The sequence below is a fragment of the Paraburkholderia sp. SIMBA_054 genome (genome assembly GCF_046534875.1).
GTDB classification, from domain to species: domain Bacteria; phylum Pseudomonadota; class Gammaproteobacteria; order Burkholderiales; family Burkholderiaceae; genus Paraburkholderia; species Paraburkholderia hospita.
Genome location: NZ_JAWRXV010000009.1, coordinates 99,684 through 121,804 on the forward strand (window position 1 = coordinate 99,684; position 22,121 = coordinate 121,804).

The 22,121-nt window shown below is 59.8% G+C and carries 18 protein-coding genes; 4 read left to right on the forward strand and 14 right to left on the reverse strand.

Annotated features, from left to right (window positions below):
* Position 1: 1 nt before the first annotated feature.
* The 5 genes from SB822_RS13395 to SB822_RS13415 form a co-directional block, all read right to left on the reverse strand.
* Positions 2 to 904, reverse strand: a complete 903-nt coding sequence (locus tag SB822_RS13395; RefSeq protein WP_410854894.1) for a glycosyltransferase family 9 protein — start codon at positions 902 to 904, stop codon at positions 2 to 4.
* Between the two features lie 240 nt (positions 905 to 1,144).
* Entirely contained in the window at positions 1,145 to 1,999 is an 855-nt protein-coding gene (locus tag SB822_RS13400; protein WP_079500432.1) for a hypothetical protein, read from the reverse strand.
* Between the two features lie 108 nt (positions 2,000 to 2,107).
* Positions 2,108 to 4,390: an LPS-assembly protein LptD gene (locus SB822_RS13405; protein WP_410854959.1), complete on the reverse strand. Its 2,283-nt coding sequence runs from the start codon at positions 4,388 to 4,390 to the stop codon at positions 2,108 to 2,110.
* A gap of 116 nt (positions 4,391 to 4,506) precedes the next feature.
* The gene (locus SB822_RS13410; protein ID WP_035537640.1) at positions 4,507 to 4,911 is read right to left on the reverse strand and encodes a hypothetical protein; all 405 of its coding nucleotides are present in this window, start codon (positions 4,909 to 4,911) and stop codon (positions 4,507 to 4,509) included.
* Complete coding sequence (locus tag SB822_RS13415) at positions 4,904 to 5,083, reverse strand: hypothetical protein (protein ID WP_410854895.1); 180 nt, start codon at positions 5,081 to 5,083, stop codon at positions 4,904 to 4,906. The genes SB822_RS13410 and SB822_RS13415 overlap by 8 nt, the downstream gene beginning before the upstream one ends.
* 266 nt (positions 5,084 to 5,349) lie before the next feature.
* On the opposite strand from SB822_RS13415, the gene bamA reads away from it, so the two are divergent.
* Positions 5,350 to 7,659, forward strand: a complete 2,310-nt coding sequence (gene bamA, locus SB822_RS13420; protein WP_410854896.1) for an outer membrane protein assembly factor BamA — start codon at positions 5,350 to 5,352, stop codon at positions 7,657 to 7,659.
* A gap of 311 nt (positions 7,660 to 7,970) precedes the next feature.
* On the opposite strand, the gene SB822_RS13425 is transcribed toward bamA, so the two are convergent.
* The 5 genes from SB822_RS13425 to SB822_RS13445 form a co-directional block, all read right to left on the reverse strand.
* Positions 7,971 to 8,432: a PAAR domain-containing protein gene (locus SB822_RS13425; protein WP_410854960.1), complete on the reverse strand. Its 462-nt coding sequence runs from the start codon at positions 8,430 to 8,432 to the stop codon at positions 7,971 to 7,973.
* A 168-nt stretch (positions 8,433 to 8,600) separates the two neighbouring features.
* Complete coding sequence (locus tag SB822_RS13430) at positions 8,601 to 9,410, reverse strand: lysozyme inhibitor LprI family protein (protein WP_410854897.1); 810 nt, start codon at positions 9,408 to 9,410, stop codon at positions 8,601 to 8,603.
* 26 nt (positions 9,411 to 9,436) lie between these two features.
* Complete coding sequence (locus SB822_RS13435; protein ID WP_410854961.1) at positions 9,437 to 9,910, reverse strand: glycoside hydrolase family protein; 474 nt, start codon at positions 9,908 to 9,910, stop codon at positions 9,437 to 9,439.
* 2,221 nt (positions 9,911 to 12,131) lie between these two features.
* Positions 12,132 to 14,447, reverse strand: coding sequence for a type VI secretion system Vgr family protein (locus tag SB822_RS13440; protein ID WP_410854898.1), 2,316 nt, complete (start codon positions 14,445 to 14,447; stop codon positions 12,132 to 12,134).
* A 252-nt stretch (positions 14,448 to 14,699) separates the two neighbouring features.
* Positions 14,700 to 15,521, reverse strand: coding sequence for a winged helix-turn-helix domain-containing protein (locus SB822_RS13445; RefSeq protein WP_410854899.1), 822 nt, complete (start codon positions 15,519 to 15,521; stop codon positions 14,700 to 14,702).
* A 257-nt stretch (positions 15,522 to 15,778) separates the two neighbouring features.
* Here SB822_RS13445 and SB822_RS13450 point away from each other — a divergent pair, with 257 nt between their 5' ends.
* Together SB822_RS13450 and SB822_RS13455 are read left to right on the forward strand one after the other, a co-directional pair.
* Positions 15,779 to 17,296, forward strand: a complete 1,518-nt coding sequence (locus SB822_RS13450) for an ATP-binding protein (RefSeq protein ID WP_410854900.1) — start codon at positions 15,779 to 15,781, stop codon at positions 17,294 to 17,296.
* The gene (locus SB822_RS13455) at positions 17,289 to 18,038 is read left to right on the forward strand and encodes a response regulator (RefSeq protein WP_410854901.1); all 750 of its coding nucleotides are present in this window, start codon (positions 17,289 to 17,291) and stop codon (positions 18,036 to 18,038) included. The genes SB822_RS13450 and SB822_RS13455 overlap by 8 nt, the downstream gene beginning before the upstream one ends.
* 13 nt (positions 18,039 to 18,051) lie before the next feature.
* Here the strand turns inward: SB822_RS13455 and SB822_RS13460 are convergent, their stop codons facing one another.
* The 3 genes from SB822_RS13460 to SB822_RS13470 form a co-directional block, all read right to left on the reverse strand.
* The gene (locus tag SB822_RS13460; RefSeq protein WP_007732480.1) at positions 18,052 to 18,309 is read right to left on the reverse strand and encodes an H-NS family nucleoid-associated regulatory protein; all 258 of its coding nucleotides are present in this window, start codon (positions 18,307 to 18,309) and stop codon (positions 18,052 to 18,054) included.
* A gap of 81 nt (positions 18,310 to 18,390) precedes the next feature.
* The gene (locus tag SB822_RS13465) at positions 18,391 to 18,621 is read right to left on the reverse strand and encodes a hypothetical protein (RefSeq protein WP_086916336.1); all 231 of its coding nucleotides are present in this window, start codon (positions 18,619 to 18,621) and stop codon (positions 18,391 to 18,393) included.
* Between the two features lie 260 nt (positions 18,622 to 18,881).
* The gene (locus tag SB822_RS13470; protein ID WP_410854902.1) at positions 18,882 to 19,679 is read right to left on the reverse strand and encodes a hypothetical protein; all 798 of its coding nucleotides are present in this window, start codon (positions 19,677 to 19,679) and stop codon (positions 18,882 to 18,884) included.
* A 99-nt stretch (positions 19,680 to 19,778) separates the two neighbouring features.
* Between SB822_RS13470 and SB822_RS13475 the strand changes: the two genes are divergently transcribed.
* The gene (locus SB822_RS13475) at positions 19,779 to 20,120 is read left to right on the forward strand and encodes a helix-turn-helix domain-containing protein (RefSeq protein ID WP_035537633.1); all 342 of its coding nucleotides are present in this window, start codon (positions 19,779 to 19,781) and stop codon (positions 20,118 to 20,120) included.
* 135 nt (positions 20,121 to 20,255) lie between these two features.
* Here SB822_RS13475 and SB822_RS13480 read toward each other — a convergent pair whose 3' ends face one another.
* Positions 20,256 to 22,046: an acyl-CoA dehydrogenase gene (locus tag SB822_RS13480; RefSeq protein ID WP_410854903.1), complete on the reverse strand. Its 1,791-nt coding sequence runs from the start codon at positions 22,044 to 22,046 to the stop codon at positions 20,256 to 20,258.
* Between the last annotated feature and the right edge of the window lie 75 nt (positions 22,047 to 22,121).

Here is a 22,121-nt window from a genome sequence, read left to right on the forward strand (position 1 = left end):
GTCAGGCCGCCTCGCGTTGCAATTGCTGGAATGCGCGCAGCACCTGATTCACCGACAACGCGTACTTCCAGCAGCGCTCCTTGAGCCGGCCCGTCGGCAGCCACGCGCCGCCGACCAGCACTTTGCCCGCGCCCCAGCCCGGACGCCATGTGCGCGCGATACCGTTGCGCATGAAAAGCGACAGCGTCGGCACCCGAAGGCACGACGCAAGATGACCAATGCCCGAATCGTTGCCGATGAACCAGCCGCTTTCCACGAGCCACGCGGCGACGTTATCGAGCGTACCGAGGCGCGGCAAGCCGATGCCGTGCTGTTGCACGTGTTCCCAATCGGCGCGCTCTTCGTCGGTCACGATGAAATGCGGCTCGAAGCCCTTTGCTTTCAGCTCCAGCGCAAGGCGCACGAAGCGCGGCGCGAGCCAGCGCTTGTCCGGCGTGCTGGCCGTCGGATGGATTGCCACGCGCAAACGATGCTTGCGATGAATCAGCCCTGCCGGAACCGCGAGGCCATTGCCCGGCTCCGCGTGATGCAGACGCAGCGACTCGCGGCAAAATTGCGCGAGGCGTCCCGCCATCGGTTCCGTCGAAGGTGCGCGGCACAGATGCTCCAGCACGAGCGCGTCCGGATGACGCTGCGCGAGGCGCGGCACTGGGCGGTTGGCGTGAAGCTGAATGACGGTATCGAACGGGCGCAGCAGCGCGTCGGCATCGTCGTCGCGCAAGGCGGGCTGGATATCGATGCCGGGAAACCAGTCGCGCAACGCCCGCATGTGCTGGCTGAACACGGTGACCGTCTTGCCGCTCAATTGCAGATTGCGCGCGACGGTCATCAGCAGCAGCGAGTCGCCCAACGCCGGCGACGTCGTCACCGCTACGTTCAAAGCCGAATCGTTGGCGTGCTGCATGGTTGTTGCTCTCGATGAATGACGTGGACCTGGCATCGCGCGTCGACGTATGCGATCGCAGCGCATTATAGGTTTGGGCCTGTCACGCAGGATTTGTGTAATCTTTCCGACTATTACGCTGGAAGCACCGCATGTCGCTACAGCCCTTGCGGCGCGCAATCGAATCGCGCCGGGCACACACATGCCTTACGCGATAAAGAATCTGAAAGCCTGAGCGACGTGTGAGAGCGGCATCCATGTTCAACCCGTCCGCTTTGCATCGCCGTTATAGTAGCTCAGGTCCGTGTCCGACAGAAGACGCTTCATGTGCGGTCCGTGCGTGCGCAGGTTGGCGGCTTGCAGCCATTCCTTTTTGCCGCGCAAGCGGTCGAATGCGTCGTGACGTGGCGCGTCGGCCGCACTCGGCCAGTGATGACAGACGAGACTCAACGGCTCGCAAACATCCCTGAAACCGGGGTGCACGGGTTCGCGTTCATCCATGCCGAGCACGGCGCGTCGCCCGAAGCGTTGAATCACGCCTTCGTAAAGGCGCTTTTCGAGGATGTCTCGATCGCCGGGATGCAATGAACGGATGACATCGAGCATCGCGGGCGTGCTCTTTGCGATGAAGAACTGGGTCGACAGGGATTTGCGGTCGCGTATCCCGTAACGCGATCCGCACCGTCTCAACCACAGCGCGAGGCGCGCGCGCAGCCTTCTTCGTATGTCATCCGAACGGCTCCATTCAGGCACGCGATCGGTGCTCCATGACGATGCCGCGACAAGCGCGTGCGGCGATTTTTCGAGCCTCTCCAGATAACGCACGATCACGTTCTGATCGAAGATCCATGTATCGGCTTCGAGGTGAATGACGTAATCCGCTTTCAACTTCGTGACGGCCGTCTCAATCGACGCGACGAGCAGATCGTGCGCGCCGCGCGTCAGCGGCTTCGGCTCGCGCATGACCAGAATGTCCTCGATGTAGCGCGTATAGCTCGCATCCGCGCACGCATGCACGACGGGCCACTTGCGCGGCCAGTTCAGCTTGATGATCTCCATCGAAATGCGCGCGCAATCCGTGCGATTGAACGAGGTCAGGCAAACGACGACTTGCATGTTGGAATAGCGTCTTCACGAAGCGTCACATACTGCATCAGATTCGTACGGGATTTCGCGCCGGCTCGTCGCGCGTGTCTTACATAATATTTCCGCCGCTACGCACCGTCATTGATATTCGCTAAAGCGCGAAACAGGCGCTTCGTCGGCAGGTGCGGACGAATAGCCGGGCACGTCCGCCTTGAACTGATCGAGCAGACCGCGATCCGTCCGCGACAGGCCCTTCAACTGAAGCTGCATCAGCACGCGCGTGCCCGTGCTCGGCGACGACGTGCTGCTCGTCGCGTTCGTGTACTTTTCCAGCGCGAGCGCGAGCGACCAGCATTGCGCGTCGTATTGCAATCCGAGAAGGCCTGCGATCAGACGGTGCGTGCTCATGTCGTAATTGACGCGCGCGACGCTCGCCAGGTTCTTTGCGAGCGGCCATTGCCCCGATACGATGAACTGGTTCACGGGCTGAAAGTCCAGCGTCGTGTTGGCGCGCGTGTACCGGTAAGCGATATTGAGCACATGTGCCGTCGCCGGCGACCACGCAAGGCCGACCGATCCTTGCGTCAGATAGTTGTTCGCCTGGCTGTACTGCAACGCGTTCTCTACATTGATGCCCGCGCCTACCTTGATTGAACTGCCAGCGATCAAGCTGGTCCGCGCGACGTTCGCCGTGCTTTCCGTGTCGTATAGCGTCACGCGTGGCTGACGGAAATCGTAGCGCTGCGCGATCACGAAGCGCGCGCGTTCGTCGCCCGTTGCGGCGTCGATCAGGCGCGACGTCAGCGCAGCCGTCACGCGGCTTTCATCGGACACGCGATCATTGCCGGCAAACGCGTTGTCGCTGAAGAGTTCGCCTAGTCCGAAGTCTGCTTCCGTCGTGTCGAAGAGCGGCACGTATGTCTGATTGCGATAAGGCGTATAGACGTAAAAGAGCCGCGGCTCCAGCGTCTGGATATACGAGCTTCCCCAGATGCGCACCGCGCGCTCGAACGTCATGCCCGAGTCCAGACTCAAGGTCGGGATGTTCACGTTCACATTGCGCGGCTGCCCTGCTGGCGCGTCGGACGCAATCGAAGTCAGATCGTACGAAGCGAAATGCCATTTGATCTTCGGCGTGAAGAACCAGCCGGGCCGCACGATCGGATAGCTGACGAAAGGATTGAACACGAAACGCGTGCCTTGCGTTGCATCGTCCGATGAAAGCGTGAAGCGCGTCGCGTCCGCCTCGAAACCATAGTCGAAGCCACCGACGTCGTAACGGTTGTAGTGCACGTTGAGCTGTGGCTCGCGGTTGTAGGTCGTGTCGCTGGAAAACGACTGCCAGTGCTGCTCGCGCGCGAGCACCGACCACGGTCCGCTGTTGTACGTGAGACCGGCTTCCTGCTGATAGAGCGTCGTCGAAGTGGTCGGAAACGCGCTGCCCGAGCCGAGATCGGTCGACACATTTGCATCCGACACACGGTTGTAATTGACGTAAGCGCCGAAGCCGGAGCCGATATTCCAGACATGATTCAGGTCAATCGAATAACGGCGCTCGTGCGTCGTGATGTCGTTGGGCAAGTAGGCAATCGCCAGCGAACCGGACGATGCGCTCGTCAGATACCGGTAGTCCGCGCTCAGCATTTCGCCGCGCTTCGACATGTAACGCGGCGCAATGGTCAGGTCGTAGTTCGGCGCGATGTTGAAGTAGTAAGGGACAGTGATGTCCACGCCGTTCTTCGAACTCATCGACCATGTCGGCGACAGCAGGCCGCTGCGGCGCGCGCCGTCGAGCGGGAACGATAGCCACGGGCTCGCGAGCAATGGAATGTTCTGAAAGAACAACACGCCGTTGCGCGCGACACCTTCGTCGGCGCCACGGTCCATCGTGAATTGAGACGCGCGGATGTACCACGCGGGATTCGTCTCGCACGCACAGGTGCTGTACGTGCCGTCTTCGATCTTCGAACGCTCGTTGTCGAGCAGATCGGCGCGCTTGCCGCTGCCCCATCCGCCGTTCAGATAGAAGTGGTATCTGGGCTGCGCAATGAAGCCTTCGCTGGCGTTCACGCGCAACTGGCTGAACGGTCCATCGAACACGTCGCCTTTCGAAACAATGCGGACGCTGCCATATGCATCGGCCAGGTCGTGATCGGGGTCGTAGTGCAGCGCGTCGCCTTTCACGACGAAACCATAGCGGCGCAGTTCGGCGGCGCCCCTTAGCGAAATGTCGCTATCGACGGTGCCTGTGACGGAGTCGCCCAATGCGATCGTTGCCGGTTTTGCATCGGGTGGACTGGATGCTTCGGTGAGTTGCGGCGCGATGCGCAAGCTCCACGCATCGGAAAGACGTTCGGCATTGGCCGCGTCGCCGGCAAGTTGCGCGTGCACCTGCATCGGCGCGAGCAGGCAGAGCACCAATGCAGCAATGGGCCTGATAGCGAGGCCCTGGACTTCTCGGCGGAATATCAAAGCGGAATCGTGGCGTCTGATTGACGGGCGGACGCCGGCCCGAATGAAGATGCGTCCCGAGCGTCTTACTGCAACGTCACGGCGTCGCTGTTGACCTGAGCGATGGTGGCGCCAACGGACGCAGCGACGCCGCTCAGCGCCTCGATCAACGGAGCGATCTGCTCGCACGGCAATGAAAACGAAATGCCCATGTTGCCCGCGAGCCTGAAGCGAATGACGGCTGTCTGCGTGCCGTTCAGACGCCCTATTTCCCAGCCGTAGCTCTGAAACGCAAAGGCCATGTGCTCGTTGTTGTTGATGATTCTGTCCGAATGCTCGATCGCGTTCGGCAGTGCGACCAGCAACTGGTCGAGCACGGAGCGGTGGATCGCCGTGGTCGCCTGATTGCCGTGAAGCAGCAGGTGGAGACCGTCTTCCGTCATCTGCAGATCGGCAATCGAATCGACAACGTGTGTCTCGCGCTCAGACATGGCGCAGCCCGCTCGCGCCTGTTTGCACATCGGCTTCGCGCTCGCGATGTGTGCGCGTGTCTTCGACCCACGGTTCATAAGAAGAGGCCCGGGCCAGCCAGGCGGAGAAAAGCGGCGTGGAGCTGGCGCGTAACACAGCAACCAGTGCGACGGGATCGATATGTTCGAGCATGGCGAAGAACCAGAGGTGGGTGGAGTCGGCACGATACCGCCACCTTCGCTCTCAACGCGTTACCACGACCCTACCGATTCTTTGCTGCACCTTTCCGCCTTTGCACGACATCGACCGTGCAGCGCGCGCCGCTATTCATCGCTGCGCTATTCCTTACCGCACGCAACAAATAAACAGAAAGTTTGGCGTAACCCTGCGCAAGAAGCCCATTCCTATACTCGCGGCTTTCCATAGTGAGTCGCGTCCCGCTCTCAACAAGATCCTCGATGAAACAAAGAGCATCAACTATCTGTCTCGCCAGTGCGATCACGGTGTGCGCCACGTCACTGACGCCATCGACCGCGCATGCCGGCGACTCCGTGGTCGTCACGGACATCCGGCTCGACGGCTTGAAGCGCATTGAAGCGGGAACGCTGCTCGCCAACCTGCCCATCAAACGCGGCGATACTTTCACGGACGACAAGGCATCGCAGGCCGTGCGCGCGATCTACGACACGGGCCTCTTCAGCGACGTCAACGTGTCGCTCGAAGGCGATGTCGTGGTGGTTCACGTCGTCGAGCGCCCTGCCATTGCTGAGATCGATTTCTCCGGCATTCACGAGTTCGAGAAGGACAATCTGACGAAGGCGCTGCGCGCCGTCGGTCTGTCGCGCGGCCGCCCTTTCGACAAGGCACTCATCGACAAAGCCGAACAGGAACTGAAGCGCCAATACCTCACGCGCGGCTACTACGCCGCGCAAGTAGAAACCACGACGACGCCCGTCGACAGCGGACGCGTGTCGGTTCTGTTCTCCGTCATCGAAGGTCCGAATGCGAAGATCAGGCAGATCAATTTCATCGGCAATCACGTGTTTTCGGAAAGCACGCTGCGCGACGAAATGGAACTGTCGACGCCGAACTGGTTTTCCTGGTACACGAAGAACGATCTCTATTCGAAAGAGAAGCTCGGCGCCGATCTGGATCGCCTGCGCTCGTACTATCTGAATCGCGGCTATCTGGAGTTCAGGATCGATTCGACTCAGGTGTCGCTGACGCCCGACAAGAAGGAGATGTATCTGACGCTCAACCTGCATGAAGGCGAGCCCTATACGATCACAGGCATCCGGCTCGCGGGCAATCTGCTCGATCGCGAAGCGGAACTGAAGCCGCTCATCGGCATCAAGCCCGGCGAAACGTTCTCCGAAGACAAGCTCAAGGCAACGACGAAAGCGATCGTGGACCGGCTCGGCGAGTACGGCTACGCGTTCGCTGCCGTCAATGCGGTGCCGCAGATCGATCAGGACAAGCACACTGTCGATCTCACGCTGCAAGTCGATCCGGGACGACGCGTGTACGTGCGCCAGGTGAACGTGGAAGGCAACACGCGTACGCGCGATGAAGTGATACGGCGAGAAATGCGCCAGCTTGAAAGCGCGTGGTTCGATTCGAACCGGCTTTCGCTTTCGAAGAAACGGGTGAATCGGCTCGGCTATTTCACCGACGTCGACGTGACGACAGTGCCCGTTGCGGGTTCGAACGATCAGGTCGATGTCGACGTCAAGGTCACGGAAAAGCCAACGGGCGCGATTACGCTCGGCGCGGGCTTTTCTTCGTCGGACAAGGTCGTGCTGTCGGCGGGCGTCACGCAGGACAACGTGTTCGGCTCGGGCACGAGCCTTGGCGTCAATGTGAATACGGCGAAGACGTATCGCACGCTGTCGGTCACGCAGACGGACCCGTATTTCACCGTCGATGGCATCAAGCGTATTTCGGATGTCTACTATCGCACCAGCTATCCGCTGTACTACAGCAACGACGAGAGCTTTCGTATCGTCTCGCTCGGCGCGGACCTGAAGTTCGGCATTCCGTTTTCGGAAGTCGATACGGTCTACTTCGGCCTCGGTATCGAGCAGGATCGCTTCAACACCGATTCATCGACGCCACAAGCCTATCTCGACTATGTGAGCGAGTTCGGGCGCGTCGTCAACAACGTGCCGCTGACGGCGGCCTGGTCGCGCGATGCCCGCGACAGTGCACTCGTGCCGAGCCGTGGCTATATGCTGCAGGTCAACGGCGAGGTCGGCACGCCTGCAGGCGAAACCGAGTACTACAAGACCGACGTTCAGAGCCAGTATTACTACTCGTTCGCGCGCGGCTTCATTCTTGGCATGAACCTGCAGGCGGGCTATGGCAATGGCTTCGCGGGCAAGGCGTATCCGATCTTCAAGAACTACTACGCGGGCGGTATCGGCTCGGTGCGCGGTTATGAGTCGAGTTCGCTTGGGCCGCGCGATTCGTCGACGGGCGATTCGATCGGCGGCTCGAGGATGGTGGTCGCAAACGTCGAGATGACATTCCCGCTTCCGGGCAGCGGCTGGGATCGCACATTGCGCGTCTTTACCTTCGTCGACGCGGGCAACGTGTGGGGCAACGAAGGCAACAGCACGGGTGCGAACGGTTTGAGATACAGCTATGGCGCGGGCCTCGAATGGATTTCGCCGATCGGTCCGCTGAAGCTCTCGGTCGGCTTCCCGATCGTCAGGCACGCGGACGACAAGTACCAGGTGTTCCAGTTTCAGATCGGTACATCTTTCTAAACGCGCCGACGAAAAAAGAGCCCGCTTCGCTTCATTGCGGTCTCTTTTATGGCCCGGCCCCGTGTCCGATTTTTCGCGACATGCCGGAAGCCCACGCCATCCGGTGTCACACCGCAGCCTACCGCTCGAGCACGGAACTGACGAACGACTATCAGAACGCGATTGCGCGCGCGATCCGCGCCGAGCGCGAGGGCAAACGCATGTCGCACCGCGTATGCGCGGGCGTATGGCCATGCTGCAAGCGGATCTTCCAGAACCTTGCGAGGCACATGGCAAACAGGCATGGCGGCAAGAGATAACGTGTGTGCCGGTCAACACCCGCTGTGGTGCTGCGAGGCGATCAGCCTGGGCGACGGATCACACTTGCACACACACCAGTCGCCACTCAACGCTACCTGCTTACCATTCGGACCTCTATCGTTCCGACGATCGGTGCAAATAATCCGACCTGTCGAGTCGCACTTTGGACACCACACGGAATCGCCCTCATAGGCTACGGCACGACCGCGAATGGTATCTCCGCGTTTAGGCGCAACTACGCGACCTCCTGCTGTCGTCGTGTCACCGTTGCACACGTCATAGCGTCTCATTAACTCTCCGAGGCTAATACTAGAGGTCCGCAAATGGCACGAAGTGCCATTGACCGAACTCTGGGTCGAACAGTGCAGCCTTCGTACAATCCTTTCTGTCCACAACACTGGTTTCAATGGTGTTAGCAACTCGCGTCGAAGCCTGTTGCACGCGCTCGTGTTCCCATTCGAGCATATTTGCATATGTTTCACGCCACGCAAACATACCCGCGCTCGTGCAGACGCTCCACCTGTTTAAGCGTTTCATCGTCCAACTCGAGGATCGGCGAGAGAAAGCAGGATACCGCCGGTCCCGCCCTCGTTTCACTGGCCGCTATCTCCAGCTTGTTGCCCTCGCCGGTTCGTTTTCAATCAATTCTGAAGTTGCTCCCCAAGCCATTGCAACCTATCCATCATGACTGAATTTAAACATTTGCTCTCATTCTCGCAGGCATCACGTTGAGTTATCCAGGTTCGCTGATTTTTGGAAATGTCCGAAACACTACCGCCCCCGCTCTTAATTTGCCTTTGCAGCCTAACGTAAGCGTTATGGATGCTGATATCAAGCGCACCAAGTTGATATGAGCTGCAAATGGCTCGCTCCGCGCTCACTGTGGCCTTTGAACAGTCAAATGAAGCATCAACCTTCGCGTGTTCATCGATCTTCCTGAGTATTAAAATGGTTTCATCACGCCAACGCAAATAGAGATTGTTTCCAGAACTAACAACCCACGCACCCTTAATTCCTTGAGGAAGCGCATTCCCCAAGTCACCCTGCCACAGTCCATTCTTGCAATTAAACGTCATCACACTATGTTTTCTTTTCACGTCCAAGGGAAGCTTGTAATCATCGATCGGATCACCTGCTTTACCGACATAGCCACCAAGACTGCGCCTAAGCAGATCAGGGAAGGTTATATCCAGACTCTCAACATCAACGGTTTCGCATTTATCACCGAATCGAAAGGCATCATCAGATATTTCATTATCTCCGAATCTAAAAATTCTTCCCATCAAACGAGGGTCGTCCCACTGATATTCAGTAGCGCGACCAATTCCAGTGTTCAAATGCACCGACCTGACCTGCCACACTCCAATGAGATATGTTGGAATCTCCGCCGAAAATGCCGAAGAGATCGAAAAAAATGTAAGAGCTATCACTGAAAAAATTAGATTTTGCAAGTGGCGCATCATAATTAAAAATATAATTAACGCGTTATTACAATGGGAGTCCCATGAAACTCATAGCGCCCCTTTGTGTATAACATCACTTCATCATCGCGTCGTTTGACAAGACCAGCAAACGTAACACCGCCAGATGTGACATGCTTTTTTATTTCGATCATCGCGGAATTACTGTCCTTCTGATTTATGTAATTCGCGACCTTCGACCACCCTCCACCCGGGTTATATGCATAGCTTACCAGGGCATCGAATTCGCTTTCCTCCAAATCGACCTTGATCGCGTGATTAACCATTTTTTCATAAGGCGGAACCACCTTTCTCAACAACTCAACTTGTTTCGTCTCACTTAGATCCACCGTATTTTGGTTGTCGTGGCAGAACTTTTTTGCCGACTGCCCCGTAAGTCCAGCAGCTCGGGAAATCGTCGTCGCTGTTGCATCATCCAAGCCGATTGCTGTCATGTCGGCCTGTATGCTAGTGGCAGATCTTTCCTTCATATCGTATCCGGGACCCAGTGTCACTCCACTGGCGCCCCCCGGCCAGTGAAGTTTGTTTGTTACTCCTGCAAGCGATTCCTGCTTAAAAATAAAGCGAATACCGTTGTCAGAAATGGCTCTGGCTCCCGCTTCTCGGAAGAAATTTGCAACTAGTGCCACCGGGTGGATATGGTTCACCACGGGGGTGACGGGAAAGCTCGCGAGCTTGTCTTTAATGTCGTCCCACCATTGCAGCTTCCTGATCCGCGTAAGTTCGCATTGCCAGTTCTCGCGGGCATTGCGCATCAACGGCGTCAGCGCTTCCCACCGGCTCATGCTGCCGCCCCATTCGCTTTCGTAGCGCAGGATCACATGTGCAAGTTCGCTGGCAAGCCAGGACTTGTTCATGGCACGCTGGAGTTTTCTCGCTGTGACCACTTCCTGGCCGTCCTTGCCGCTCTTCTTTTCACCGTATTGCAAAGGAATACGGCTCACGGTCTGCTCAAGCCGCCGAAGCAATGCACTGCCGTTCACCGCCGCTGTGGATGGCTCGAATTCCGTCTGCTCCTTCCAGTCGGCTGAACCCGTCACAGAAAGATTGCGGCGAAACGCATCAGTCAGGGCGATGCCCGTCGCGTCGACGATCTCGAAACCAGGCCAGGCCCACGGACTTTCCAATGTCGTGCCCGGATGTCCCTTTTCGCAGATCCAGCCGCGCTGATCCGTGCCGTCTGCGGCAACAAAGCCTACCCGCCACCAATGTATGTTCTCGTCATCAACGGCAACGTTATCGTCTCCAATGCCATCGAGCTGCGCGCGCGGGAACGCAAACGTCTGTGCGTTCGCCGGATCGGCAAGGGCTTGAACCTGCAACGGGAAACGTTTCCACGCCGACAGACCGTTCGGACCACGGTTCAGATCGTCCCGTCGGATCCAGACAGGGCCGCCATCCAGAGCGGCGATACTGCCGATGGTCAAGTATCTCGGCTGCACCTGCACCCACGGTCCGGCTTTCGGGCTGCGAACTGTCTCCTTCGCGTATTGCGGATGACGTGTGCCCAACTTGTGGTCCGAGTCAGCCGGTTGTACGACCAGCTTTGCGCCCGCCTGAACGACCAGAATGGTGCGATCGCTTGCAGGCAGTTGCGCCGCCCGTGCGCGACACTTCCCGATAAACTCTTTCAGTTCGTCACCGGCAAACACTTCAAGATGCAACAACTGACGCACGGGGACGGGTGGTAGTGGCGTCGAGCGCTCGTAGTCGTGATATTCGCCGATCTGTCCCATCAGCGTTCCGGCCTTGACGGGAATCGGCTGCGGCGGAACTACCACACGTCCCACTCCCTGCGGCTCTTTTACGGGCTGCTGGTCGTGCAGATACAGCCAACCCCAATCACCCTCGGGCGTTATTGGTATCGCTCCCGTTTCGTCGCCGTCAGGTTGTACCCACGGCACATTTTGGTCCTCCCAACCGAAATTGCCGCCGCTTTTCGCGCTGACCATGTGGCCCGCTGAAATCAAACGGATATGCCCCCACTCGCCCCGCTTCTCGCCGATGATTACCTCGCTGCCTTCAGGCAAAAACGCAACGTGCTGACCCGCGACGAACTGGTTTTTCTTCGTTCCGGGTTTCGGCTCCGACCAGACGAATGCGCCTGCTGCCGCGCCGCCGTTCTCCTGTTTGTCCTTGTTGCCGATGCGGTACGCGTCCACGCCCGGCCACCAGCCAGGTCGTACCATGCTCCCATCAGCAAGGTAGGTAGACCAGTCGGCCATGTGCATATGGAGACTGTAGAACGTTAGCGTCTCGTCGGCAGGTTGTCCGTTGGCGGTATTGCCCGGCGCAGGCGGCATCGTCATATGGTGGCGCACCAGCACGAACCCGGTTGAGTACATTGCCCAGCGACGGTCCTGTGTGAAGTGAAGTTGCGGATACGCATCATCGAGTCTGAACGCGATAACCTCGCCATTTGCGATGACCCGCACGCCGCCTGCCTGATCAACTCGGCTGGATGAGCCTTTGCCGAAATGCACACCGCCGTGCGGAAACCCGTTCACGCCGAGCGGAAAGAAGCCATCTTCCATACCCGCGAATGCGTGATAGAAGATGTCCGGATCGGTTATTTCCTTGTGATCCTTTCCGGGAAACGGATAGCGCCACGTCTGGGGCGAGGATGCTGCCGGCGCTGCTGCCGGTTGATTGCTCGGTTGTGCATTCATGTCGTGAAATCGTTGAGCACGTTTAGCCGGAGAACTTCGAGCCATGACGCGCGAGGTCTGCGATATCGTTTGCAAACGGCAACGCTGTTTTCTGCATGGTGCCGTCGGGGTCGGCCTTCTGCCAGGTGATGGCTTTTTCGATGTAATCCCCATTGGTGGCATTGGTGATGTTGTCCGGCGTCATACGGAAATATGAGTTACCGCACTTGAGCAGGATTTCCTTCTTTGCCTCGATGATTACAGACCCGTCTGCACTGCGAATGACGGCATCGTGCAATGCCGCGAGGTCAATGCCATCGCTTTGCGCCTGAATCTGGATCGCACCTTTCGCGGCGAAAATTTTTATTCCCATCCTTTGCGCGAACACGGATACAGCTTCACCGGCTGCAATGCGCAAGCGCCTCAGGACGCTCCAGTCAGCGCTATTGCCCGCCGTCGCCTGGATGCTGTCGCTCGCTGCGAACTGTATCGACTTGCCGGATACGACACCCACCGGGCCAGGTGCGCCCGTCAGAATGCCAGGCTCCTTTAATTGATCGAGGTCGGCATTGACCGCTTTCATTGAGTCCGTGTCGGTCGGGTCAGCCTTCGACGCTCTGGCCGAGTCCGCGAGTGAACGCGCAAGCACCAAAGCCCGCTCTAGCTCCGCGACGGTCTCCTGCATGTCCAGTTGATGGCCGCTCGCGCCGGGCCGGTCGTAGGCGCTCAGGTATAGACCACTGCCGCCACGTAGCGCGTTATATCCCGATGTGCGCAGTTCGATGCCTTCGCCGCGCTTCTGCTTCTTCGAGTCAACCAGGAAGCCGAGATTCAGTTGTGTCTTGCCCGAATGATCAGTAGAGAGCTTGATGCCTTCCTGACCTTCCCAGTCCTCCATACGCAGCTTGTTATTGCTCTGTGTGCGAATGACATTGCGCGAGAGCCAGCGGTTGTCGCTCGTGATGTGATCCACGGCCTGGCTGTTGTGCATTGCGTGTGCGATGTATGGCCGATTGGGATTGCCGTCGTGGAAAGCAATGGCAACCTCGGTGCCGTCGAGCAACGGGAAGTGAAAGCCCGTCTGCAATGCGCCCGCGAACGGCTTTGCAAGACGCAGCGGCACGCTCTCGCCGCCCGGATTCCATTCATCGAAATCCAGATCGAAGCGGACGACGTAGTAACCGGCGGCGGTCAGGTACGCATATTTGTACTGGTCGGGTGACGTCACGCGGGCACTCAGTGTGCCCGCAATCCTGGGCCACGCTCCCTCATCCAGCGCGAGTCGGAAACGTCGGTCTGAAGGAATGGCCTTGTACGTATTGGAGTAGGCATCATCCCGCGCACCGCGATGGACCACTTCGACAATGACCTGTCCGTTTGGCGCATCAGGCAGCGCTTCATCGATATGCAGAATGCGCGCGGGCATCAGCGCAAGAACACTGCTCTCGCCTTCATAGATAACCTGGGATGCGATAGCCGCCTCATGCCTGAGTTGGGCTTCCCACTTCGCCGCCTGCGCTTCCGGGTGATGCGTACCCCACACGTAAGGTTGGCCGTACGTGGTCTTATCTTCGGCTGCTACGTTGGCATCGTCCCTGAACCGCTCCCACGCACTGTCGGCGTTATAGTCGGCGACAAGGAAGGATTGCGCTACCGTCTGCGTCCTCGTAACCAGCGAACTGACCGCCTCGATACCTGACTCCAGACCGGCCTGTTCGCGATACGGCACATCGAGCGACGGCTGATAAACATAATGGTCAATGTCGTCGCAGACGTTCAGAACGTCGCCATGCTCACCCGCCGTGATATAGCTATAGATGCCTTCCTGCTTCATCAGCAGTTGCACCCAGGCAAGATCGTCCATCTCGTACTGCATGCGAAACGCGTGCTGCGGATACTGGCGGCGCAACCGGAAACTGTACTGATGGCCGCGCAAGCCGTGCCGTTTCAGTACCTGCTCAATGATTTCCGGCGCAGTGACGTGCTGGTAGATGCGACTGGCATGCACGCGCGCCAGCTTCGAAAAATGCGCTTCGAGCACAAATTCATAGCTGGTGAAATCGCGTGTTGTCTTGAGTTCGGTAAAGCTGGTAATCCAGCCCGCAAAGCGTCGACCATCAATGTCTTCGGGAACGATCGAAAACGTTGCATCCTTGCCGAGATAGTCGGTACGCGTGAGTCGAATTGGGTGCGTGAGCCGGATCGTGACGCAGTAGGGCTCGCCGAGTCTTTCGGTCGCGGCGAATGAGACTAAGGATAGCCCGCTTGCGCGTGCACTGCCCGGTACTTCAAGAAAGTAGGACTGTTTTCCAGTCAGTCCATTGAGACGCAGACCATCGCCTTCTAAACCTTCAGCCATACTTTGGTATCCGGATTATCCCGACGTCTGGGTGACATCGTGGGCCGACGATGATTCGAACGCGCAACTGCACGCCGCGCCATGAGAAATATCTGAAAGTGGCGCGTATAAAGGAAATCTATGCTTAGTGACTAATGGAATCAGAAAAATTTGACTCCATTGATCTGTAGCACATAAAAAAAGCCCACATGGGGCATGAACCGGGCTCTTTTGCTTTCGACGTGGCGGTTCTAATACCGCGCAATGCATGCGCTACTGGATTCTTCGCGCCGTATTGTCGAAACGCATGCGCTCTTCGGCCACGATGGGCGCTGCAACATCGAGCATCGGCGCCCGCGCTTCGTCCCGATCGTCCGCGGCGCCATTGCGCGGCAGCGCGTCGTCGGGCGCGAACATGTAGCCTTCGCCGCGCAAGGTCTTGATGTATTGCCGGCCCGTCGGCGACAGTTTTAACGCGGCGCGCAGCCTGAACACGACGACATCGAGTCCGCGTTCCGTCACGCTGCAATGCCGGCGCAGCATGTTGAGGATACACACGCGCGACAGCACCTTCATCGGATTCGACGCGAGCACCACGAGCAGCGCGAATTCCGTGCTGCGCAACGGCACTTCCACGCCGCCACGAGTGAGCACGCGGTCGGCAACGTCGACTTCGAAATCGTCGAATGCGATAGGCGCGCGCTCGATGTGCATCGGCACATGCGACGGCGGTCCCGAACGCAATGCGTTGCGCACCCGTGTGATCATCTCGCGCGGATCGTGCGGATCGACGACATAGTCGTTCGTGCCGAGCTCGAACGAGAGCACCTTGTCGACGACGTCGTCGGACCGGCTGACGATAATCACAGGCAGGTCGTAGCCAAGCGAACGGATACGCCGCAATGCAGCCAGGCCGTCGACTTCAGGCAAGCCGTGACGCATGACGATCAGCGACGGCACTTCGACTTCCAGGCGCCGCTCCAGCGAGTCGGTGTTGTACAGGACGGACATCTCGATCTTGTGCTGCTGCACATGTGCCCGAAGCATGTCGCGGCTTGCCTGATCAGGCTCGACGACGAGCAGATGGATGGTCATGAAGTATCCGTCCTTCTCCCATTTGAATGGAGGACCATGATAGAGAGCAACTGTGCAGGCAAGACGGTGAAAATTAAGGAGATTGTGTGGAGATCGCCGAACGGTCGTCCGTCGCCGCGCGCGTCGCGTCAAAATAGCGCCGTGGCGGCATATCGATAGCAACTGGCATGCGTGCGGCGCTCGAGCGCTGGCCAAAGCATGCCGACAGGGAAACACAGGGTGGCAAGCATGAAAAGTGGCGACCGTGGGGTCTCGCCATGAGAATCGGCATTACGTCGAAGCTCTTCGTCGCGATTTCGGCGGCGTGCATACTCGTGGCCGTCACGATGGGCGTTGCCGTGCGCTGGAGTTTCGAACAGGGCTTTCTCGGCTATCTGCAGCGCCAGTCGCAAACACATTCCTTGTGCCTGCAGCAGGAACTCGAAGCCGCGTGGGCGAAGCATCGGAGCTGGGATTTCATCAAGGACCCGGTGACGGCAGCGGCCGCGATTCCCGAGGTGATCGACGCAGGCGTGCCGCCTCCCGGTCCGTCCGGCCCGCTCGACATGAACGCGCCGCACGATGGGCCGCCGCCCGACGGCGCGCCGGGCGGCAACGGCGGGGAACCGGGGCCGCCGCCTGGCGACGCGGGCACGCCTCTCGACATGCGCGACATGCGAAGCCCGGGACCGCTGGGCAACCGCCATCCGCCGTTCCGTGTCTACGACACGGACATGCATAGCGTGCTACAAAAGGGACCGCCACCGCCGCCCGATGCCCCGCGCCTGCCGCTGACCGTCGACGGCAAGGTGATAGGCTGGCTGGTCGTCGCCGGGCCCGAAGTGATGTTTCATTCCGCCGACCGGCAATTTCAGGCGCAGCAGGTTCGCGCGACGTGGATCATCGCCGGGTTCGCCGCGTTGCTGGCCGCTGGTGTCGCCATAGTGCTTTCGCGTTTGCTGCTCGCGCCCGTGCGGCGCCTCGTGCTGGCGACGCATCGGCTCGCGAGCGGCGACTATTCGATTCGCGTCCCCGATGCGGGCAGCGATGAACTGCACAATCTCGCCGCCGACTTCAACCGGCTCGCGATCTCGCTCGGCAACGCCGAACGTTCGCGCCGCAATCTGATCGCGGATATTTCGCATGAGTTGCGTACGCCGCTTGCCGTGCTGCGCGGCGAACTCGAAGCAATCGAAGACGGCGTGCGCAAGCCCGACCGCGCGACGCTCGCGTCGCTGCAGGCGGAAGTCGCGCTGCTGAGCCAGTTGATCGACGATCTCTACGAGCTGTCGCTCGCGGACATCGGCGAACTGTCTTTCGAGAAAGTACGGCTCGACGTCGCGCCTATCGTCGAAGCCGCCGCCGAATCGTTCAAGGACAGGCTCGCCGACAAGAAGATCGCGCTGGAAACGGATATCGGCGCCGCGAGCGTCATCATGCTCGGCGACCCGTATCGGCTGACGCAGTTGATGAAGAACCTGCTCGAAAACGCGTTGCGCTATACCGATTCCGGCGGCAAGGTCCGCGTGGCCGTCGCGAAGCACGAGCATGAGATACGGATCGATGTGCAGGATACGCACCCCGCCGTGCCAGAGCCTTTGCTGCCGCATCTGTTCGACCGGCTGTTTCGCGTCGATGCGTCGCGCAGCCGTCAAAGCGGCGGCGCGGGCCTCGGGCTTGCGCTGTGCAAACATATCGTCGGCCAGCATGGCGGCACCATCGACGCATTGCGTTCGCCGCTGGGAGGACTGTGGATCGCGGTCCGGTTCGCTACGTTAGAAACCAAAGATGACTGACTCTTCACTTGCCCGTTCGCCTGCTTCCGTGCTGATCGTCGAAGACGAGCCGAAGCTGTCGGCACTGCTCACCGACTATCTGCGCGCAGAGAACTTCCACACCCAGGTGATCGAAGATGGCCGCGAGGTGATCGCCTCGGTACGTGCGCATCCGCCTTCGCTGATTCTGCTCGATCTGATGCTGCCGGGACGCGGCGGGCTGGAGATCTGCCGCGAGTTGCGGACGTTTTCGGATGTGCCCGTGATCATTCTGACTGCGCGTGTCGATGAAATCGACCGCTTGCTCGGTCTCGAACTCGGCGCCGACGATTACGTGTGCAAGCCGTTCAGCCCGCGTGAAGTCGTGGCGCGCGTGAAGGCGATCCTGCGCCGCATCGAGTCGCTATCGGGCGTGGCGCGCGCCGGCGCGGAATCTGTTTCGAGCGGACTGGCGATCGATCTCGACAGGCATGTCGCATCGCTCGATGGAAAAGACCTCAATCTCACGCCGATTGAAATCAGGCTGCTCGCGCTGTTGCACTCGACGCCCGGCCGCATCTATTCGCGCGATCATCTGCTGCGGCAACTGTATGACGATCATCGGGTCGTCGCCGACCGGACGGTCGACTCGCATGTGAAGAACTTGCGCCGCAAGCTTCAGAATGTCCGCCCGGATCACGACATGATCCGTTCGATTTATGGCGTCGGTTATCGGCTGGACATCGTGCCGCCCGAGTGCCGCGATGATGGCGATCCAGGCTGATGGATCGGTTCGCCTAGCCTTCGCAGCGGAAGAAATCGATGTTCTGGCCCGATGCGACTGCGCGGCGCAGCCACTCGGGCAAATCGCCCCGGCCGTCCCAGACATGGCCTGACGCATCCTGATAGCGGATGGCGCGGGCATTTTTTTCGTCTTCGGCGAACGAGCGTTCCAGCGCGTCGAACGTGATGCCGAATTCGCTCATTCGATTCTGGATCCACGCGATCAGGCGCTCCCGCGCCTGGCCGTCGAGTTTTGCGATTGAAGTAGACATTGCTCGTGCGATTCGAAGTGCGATTCGTAGTGTGGAGAGATCAGCAATCCATTCGTACGGGCGAAACCAGGACTGACGGACTCAATTGCGCCGCCGCGCGTCGATGCGAACCACCGAGTCGAACAGCGCCTGGGCTCGTGCCAGTTCGTCGAGCGCACGGTCCAGTTGCGCGACGGCGGCGGCATGCTCGACCGTCGACGCGGCATCTTCCGGGTCGGCGCGCACGGCGCGAAAAGCCAGATCGACATTGCGTGTCGCTTCGACAAAACGCTGTGCGGCCTGAGCCTGCCTCGATTGCATCATTGCCGACATAAGCATTCCTCCATCTGGATTCGGTTCGGATATTCAGCGTGCGATGCGTGGGGCGCGCCCATTTGCGGTTCGCGCCGATGGCTGTCGATACGAGCCAGCGCTACAAAATGGATTGACTGCGGCATGCTGCCGATTTTCTCTCCGCTCGGTGCGAAGCGCCAGGTCTGATTTGCAACAGCGTGCGGTTTAGTACACAAACACCCGACATTCAGTGTTCCCAGGTTTTATGCGCCGGACGCCTGTTTCTGATCCCCGTCTGTTTATAGGGCGAAGCTGGCCTGCGCGTGCGCCGCGTTGAAGGCCGCCATGGCCTCGACGGGCGGCATGTCGAACAGATCGCGCGTGAAGCCGCGCATGCGCTCCTGCGGCGGCCGGGTGCGCAAACGCCCGACCAGTTCGATGAAGGCCGCAAAGTCGCCGTCGCGCGTGACCTTGTTGACCTCCGCGAAGTCGCGCGCCTTGAGCACGACGGGTTGCGCAAGCCGCACGAAATACGGCGCTTCCAGCTCGACGGCGAGTGCGACGGGATAGCGCTTGCCGCTCAGTTCGCTCGCGCGCGATGTGCAATCGACGACGGCCGTGCCTTGCGCGGGACCGAGCGCCTTGCCCGTGCTGACGCTGCGCAGGTGCTCCGGGTAGATGTGCAGCCGCGTGCCCATGCTCAGTTCGGTGGGCGACGAACACACCAGCGCGTAGTGCTGCTCTCTGCGCCGCCCCGAAGGCAACACCGTGCGGCTGACGATGAACGCATGTGGCGGCAGCTGCCGCACCTGGCCCGTACTGTCGATCCACGCATTCCACAGCAGCATGTCTTCGCGCTTGCGCCCGCCTTGCCGCGGCTTGCTCGACGCCGGCGAAAAGAGCGCGAGCAGCGAGCCGGTGCGATGCGCCGCGATCTGCGCACTATTGCCGAGCGACTGACCGACACCCCACAGAAAACGCCCGCCGCCCAGCCTCCGTTCCCATTCCTTCTGGAGAACGATGCTGGGGAGTTCCTCTCTGGATTCGGTGCCTGTCTTGGTCCAGCAGAACGTGGGCGGTAGGTGCTTCAGTGTCATCAACTTCCTCGGGACTGCCACTCGGCTCGCCGACTTGCGGGCCATTGGCGAAATAGTCAGCCATTCAACAAGCGTTAATGTATAGATATAATGCATGGAATGGAAGCCCCGAAGAGCGATTTTCCCGTACAGGACCTGTTGCGCCGGTTGATGGCGGACATGCGCTCGTCCAGTGAAATCGCACGGCTTTCCGGGGTTAGCCAGCCTACGGTGTCGCGGCTTCGGCTGTCGAAAGGGCGCCGTGTGCGCAAGAGCGCGTCATTCAATAAGCTATGCAGTTTCTATGGCGTGGAAGCGCGCCATGTCGGCGGGCGGGCGACGGGCTACAACGAGTTGCTGCGCAACGCGATCGTCGACGCGTGGGACGGCTCGGAAGAGCACGGCCGCGCGTTGCTTGTGGTGATAAAGGGCTTGAAGGGGTTGAGCGCGAAGGTGGAGTAAGCGGTGCGCTCGCGGGGGGGGGGGGGGGTGCGGGGGGGGTGGGGGGGGGTTGCGGAGGGTTTGGGGGGGGGTTTGAAGCGGACGGGCTTCGCGTTCAGTCGAAGCCCGTCGATGGATTGCGGGTGGTTTGCGGGTTTAGAACTGGTCTTCGGACAGCGCGAGGAAGCCCTCGCCGCCCTTCGCGCTCGTGATCGATGCTTCTAGCGCTACCGCCTGCGGCAACAAATGTTCCGCGAAGAATTGCGCGGTCGCGATCTTCGCACCGTAGAACGACGGATCCTGCGCGTGCTTCTCTTGCGCTGCGAGCATTGCGCGCGCCATCTGCCAGCCGCCCAGCACAATGCCCGCAAGCTTCAGATACGGCACGCTGCCTGCGAACACTGCATTCGGATCCCTCTTCGTATTCGCGACGACATACGCCACGACCGACTGCAACGCATCATGTCCAAGCGACAGATGCTTTTGCATCGAATCGAACGCTGCGCCCTTCTGATGCTTGAGTGCTTCGACCGTCTGCGCAATCTGGGCAAGCAGTGCTTTCGCAACCGCGCCGCCGTCCCGCACCGTCTTGCGACCGACGAGATCGTTCGCCTGGATAGCCGTCGTGCCTTCGTAGATCGGCAGGATGCGCGCGTCACGATAATACTGCGCCGCGCCCGTTTCTTCGATGAAGCCCATGCCGCCATGCACCTGCACGCCGAGGCTCGCGACATCCACCGATAGCTCCGTGCTCCAGCCCTTCACGATCGGCACCAGGTATTCATAGATCGCCTGATGTTCCGCACGCTTCGCCTCGTCGGGGTGGCGGTGCGCGAGATCGCTGTGCGACGCCGCGACGTACGCCAATGCGCGCGAGCCTTCCGTGAGCGCGCGCATCGTCGACAGCATGCGACGCACGTCGGGATGCTGAATGATCGATACGGCCTCCTTGGCGGAACCGTCCACTGGCCGGCTCTGCACGCGGTCCTTCGCGTACGCGACGGCCTTCTGGTACGCACGATCCGATATGGCCACGCCCTGCATGCCGACCGCAAACCGCGCCGCGTTCATCATGATGAACATGTATTCGAGGCCGCGATTCTCCTCGCCGATCAGGTGACCGATCGCGCCACCGTGATCGCCGAACTGAAGAACGGCCGTCGGGCTCGCCTTGATCCCGAGCTTGTGTTCGATCGATACGCAGTGCACGTCGTTGCGCTCACCCAGCGAGCCGTCCTCGTTGACGAGAAACTTCGGCACGACGAACAGCGAAATGCCCTTCACGCCTTCAGGCGCATCCGGCGTACGCGCGAGCACGAGGTGGACGATGTTGTCCGCCATGTCGTGCTCGCCCCACGTGATGAAAATCTTCGTGCCGAACAGCTTGAAAGAACCATCGCCTTGCGGCTCGGCGCGCGTGCGCACCAGCGCGAGATCGGAGCCGGCTTGCGGCTCGGTGAGATTCATCGTGCCAGTCCATTCGCCGGAAATCAGCTTCGGCACGTAGGTCTGTTTCTGCGCTTCAGTGCCTGCCGTGAGCAGCGCCTCGATCGCGCCATCGGTCAGCAGCGGACACAGCGCGAACGACAGATTCGACGCGTTCAGCATCTCGATACACGCCGTCGCGATCAGCTTCGGCAGGCCCTGGCCTTCGTACTCGACGGGATGCTGTACGCCCTGCCAGCCGCCCGCGGCGAACTGGCGGAACGCATCGGCGAAACCGGGCGTCGCTATGACGTGGCCGTCTTTCCAGCTGCTCGGATTCCTGTCGCCTTCGACGTTCAGCGGCGCCAGCACTTCGCCGCACAGCTTCGCGGATTCTTCAAGCACGGCTTGTGCCGTCTCGAGACCCGCTTCCTCGAAGCCGGGCAGCTTCGCGATGTCGTCGATGCCGCTCAATTCCTCGAGCACGAAAAGCATGTCTTTTACGGGGGCGATATAACTCATGGTCGATCTTCCAATCAGGCGTTCAATGGATCACTGCCACGGCGCCCGATAGAAGCGAAGGCCAAGCGGTGACGA